The 3,846-nt window shown below is 72.5% G+C and carries 2 protein-coding genes and 1 riboswitch; of the genes, one reads left to right on the top strand and one right to left on the bottom strand.

Annotated features, from left to right (window positions below):
* Positions 1-46: 46 nt before the first annotated feature.
* Entirely contained in the window at positions 47-2,947 is a 2,901-nt protein-coding gene (gene gcvP, locus ABD323_RS35950) for an aminomethyl-transferring glycine dehydrogenase (RefSeq protein WP_344446294.1), read from the bottom strand.
* 233 nt (positions 2,948-3,180) lie between these two features.
* Positions 3,181-3,284: riboswitch (glycine riboswitch) on the bottom strand.
* A gap of 167 nt (positions 3,285-3,451) precedes the next feature.
* Here gcvP and ABD323_RS35945 point away from each other — a divergent pair.
* Positions 3,452-3,846: PRC-barrel domain-containing protein (locus ABD323_RS35945; protein WP_344446293.1), on the top strand; the 395-nt coding region annotated here is incomplete at its 3' end.

Here is a 3,846-nt window from a genome sequence, read left to right as displayed (position 1 = left end):
TTCCCGCCGGGGCCGCCGCGTCAGCGCGGCGGCCCGACCGGTCGTCTCAGACGCCGTACTCGTCCAGCGGCGGGCAGGAGCAGACCAGGTTGCGGTCGCCGTAGGCGCCGTCGATCCGGCTCACCGGCGGCCAGTACTTGTCCGCCGGGTGGACGCCCGCCGGGAAGACCGCCTCGTGCCGCGTGTAGCCGTGCTCCCACTCCCCGGCCATGGTGGCCGCGGTGTGCGGGGCGTTGCACAGCGGGTTGTCGTCCGCGGCCCAGCTGCCCGAACCGACCTTGTCGATCTCCGCGCGGATCTCGATCATCGCCTCGCAGAAGCGGTCGATCTCGTGCAGGTCCTCGGACTCGGTGGGCTCGATCATCAGCGTGCCGGCGACCGGGAAGGACATCGTCGGGGCGTGGAAGCCGTAGTCGATCAGGCGCTTGGCGATGTCGTCCACGGTCACCCCCGTCTCCTTGGTCAGCGGGCGCAGGTCGATGATGCACTCGTGCGCCACCAGGCCGCCGGGGCCGGTGTAGAGCACCGGGAAGTGCGGGGCGAGCCGCTTGGCGATGTAGTTGGCGCTCAGCACGGCGACCTGGGTCGCGTGCTTGAGGCCCTCGCCGCCCATCAGGCGCACGTACGCCCAGGAGATCGGCAGGATCGCCGCCGAGCCCCAGGGAGCGGCCGAGATCGGCCCGACACCGGTGCTCGGACCGGCCTCCTCCTGCAGCGGGTGGTTGGGCAGGTACGGCGCGAGGTGCGCGCGCACCGCGACCGGGCCGACGCCCGGGCCGCCGCCGCCGTGCGGGATGCAGAAGGTCTTGTGCAGGTTGAGGTGCGAGACGTCCGCGCCGAACTTGCCCGGCTTGGCGAGGCCGACCAGGGCGTTCAGGTTGGCACCGTCCACGTAGACCTGGCCGCCGGCCTCGTGCACCGCGGCGCAGATGTCGGTGATCTCGGTCTCGTACACACCGTGGGTGGAGGGGTAGGTGACCATCAGGACCGAGAGCTGGTCGCGGTGCTGCTCGATCTTGGCCTTGAGGTCGGCCACGTCCACGTCACCGTCGGTGAGGGTCTTGACCACGACCACCCGCATGCCGGCCATCACCGCGGAGGCCGCGTTGGTGCCGTGCGCCGAGGAGGGGATCAGGCAGACGTCGCGCTGGGTGTCACCGTTGGCGTGGTGGTAGGCGCGCACGGCCAGCAGGCCGGCGAGCTCGCCCTGGGAGCCGGCGTTCGGCTGGATCGACACCGCGTCGTAGCCGGTCACCTCGACCAGCTGCTGCTCCAGCTGGCGGATCAGCGTCAGGTAGCCTTGGGCCTGCTCGATCGGGGCGAAGGGGTGCAGCTGGCCGAACTCGGGCCAGGTGACCGCCTCCATCTCGGTGGTGGCGTTGAGCTTCATGGTGCAGGAGCCGAGCGGGATCATGCCGCGGTCCAGCGCGTAGTCGCGGTCCGAGAGGCGGCGCAGGTAGCGCAGCATCGCGGTCTCCGACCGGTGGCTGTGGAAGACCGGGTGGGTGAGGTAGGCGTCCTCGCGCAGCAGCGCGGCGGGCAGCGTGTCGGCGGCCTCGGCCACCTCGGCCCCGACGACCCCGAAGGCGGCCCAGACGGTGGCCAGGTGCTCGCGGGTGGTGGTCTCGTCGCAGGAGATCGAGACGGTGTCCGCGTCGACCTGGTGGAGGTTGACGCCACCCTCGCGGGCGAGGGCGACCACGGCGGCGGCCCGGCCCGGGACCCGCGCGGTGACGGTGTCGAAGAAGGACGCGTGGGCGAGCTCGACGCCACCGCCGCGCAGACCCTCGGCGAGCGCCGCGGCGTAGCGGTGGGTGCGGCGGGCGATGTCGGCCAGGCCGTCGGGGCCGTGGTAGACGGCGTACATCGAGGCCATCACGGCCAGCAGCACCTGCGCGGTACAGATGTTGCTGGTCGCCTTCTCGCGGCGGATGTGCTGCTCGCGGGTCTGCAGGGCCAGTCGGTAGGCACGGTTGCCGTCGGCGTCCACCGAGACGCCGACCAGGCGGCCGGGCAGCGAACGGGCGTACTCGGCGCGGACCGCCAGGTAGCCGGCGTGCGGGCCGCCGAAGCCCATCGGGACGCCGAAGCGCTGCGAGGTTCCGCAGGCGATGTCGGCGCCGAGCTCGCCGGGCGAGGTGAGCAGGGTCAGCGCCAGCAGGTCCGCGGCGACCGCGACGATCGCGCCCAGCGCGTGCGCCTGCTCGATCACCGGGGCCAGGTCACGCACCGCGCCGGAGGCACCGGGGTACTGCAGCAGGACGCCGAAGACGCCACCCTCGGCGATCTCGGCCGGGATGCCCTCGGACAGGTCGGCGACGACCACCTCGACGCCGGTGGGCAGCGCGCGGGTGCGGATCACCGCGATGGTCTGCGGCAGGGTGTCGGCGTCGATCAGGAAGACACCGCCCTTGACCTTGGTGACCCGGCGGGCCAGCGCCATCGCCTCGGCGGCGGCGGTGCCCTCGTCCAGCAGCGAGGAGCCGGAGGTCGGCAGCCCGGTGAGGTCGGCGACCACGGTCTGGAAGTTGAGCAGCGCCTCCAGGCGGCCCTGCGAGATCTCCGGCTGGTACGGGGTGTAGGCCGTGTACCAGGCCGGGTTCTCCATGACGTTGCGCAGGATGACCGGCGGGGTGAACGTGCCGTAGTAGCCCAGGCCGATCATCGGGGTGAGCACCTGGTTGTGCCCGGCCAGCTCGCGCAGCTCGGCGAGCACCTGGGCCTCGCTGCGGCCGGCGGGCAGGTCCAGGCCGGTGATGCTGCGGATCGCCTCGGGGACGGCGGCGGCGGAGAGCTCGTCGAGGGAGCCGTAGCCCACCTGCGCCAGCATCTTCTCCTGAGCGGCGGCCGCGGGGCCGATGTGCCGGGACTCGAACGGGCTGGCCGCCTCGAGCTCGGCGAGCGTGGCGGCGCTGCGGGGACGACCTTCGGTCGGCTGGGCACTCATGGTTCTCGGGCCTCCTGGTCACGGACCGGCGGGGGGCCGCACGCCCGGGGGCCTTCGCCACTGAGGACAGCGGATCGGCCTGTGGCGGGCGAGCCCGACAGACCCTCCCCCTCTGTCATCGGGACCTGAGAGCTTCGCCCGCACAGGGCTGACGCCCCGTCGGCTTGCACCGTCGGTGAGGGTGGTGCCACCGGCTCCGTCGCCGGCGGTTCTGCCCTGCTTTCCAGAGTGACCTATCCCACACGGTACGGATGCCTGAGAGATTCCGGGGAGGGTTTGCTCCTTCGGCGCCTCGCGCCCCTCCGGTGAGGGGTGAGGACTCTCCCGAGCGGGCTCGGCGGTCGCGCCCAGGGTACCAGCGAGAGCTCGTGCGATGACCGCCCTGGTGAGCGAACGCACTCCCCCGAACGGCGCAGGCGGCGCACGGACGGCGGCGCTCCGCTCGCCCCGGTCCGTTTCGTGCCTTTTGGTGTGAAGCGCAGGCCGTAGCCACTGGAGGAAAGCGTGCAGACCGACATCGACCCCCGAGACCTGATCGGGCACAAGGCCGTCGACCGCAACGGCGACAAGATCGGCACGGTGGACGAGGTCTACCTCGACGACGCGACCGGCGAGCCCGAATGGGCCGCGGTGCGGACCGGAATCTTCGGGCGGGACGCCTTCGTGCCGCTGACCACGAGCGAGTTCTCCGGCGAGGAGCTGCGCGTGCCCTACGACAAGTCGCTGATCAAGGAGTCGCCGGACTTCGGGGTCGGCCAGCACCTGTCCCCCGCGCAGGAGTTGCAGCTCTACCGGTACTACGGACTGGACTCCCCCGGCGGCACCCGCCCGCCGGCCACCCAGCACGCGACCCCCACCGCGCCGCCCGCCCAGGGCACGCCGGCGGCCGCCGCACCGGC

It is taken from the genome of Kitasatospora nipponensis, from assembly GCF_039528135.1.
GTDB lineage: Bacteria > Actinomycetota > Actinomycetes > Streptomycetales > Streptomycetaceae > Kitasatospora > Kitasatospora nipponensis.
This window is presented reverse-complemented; position numbering and strand designations above follow the sequence as displayed.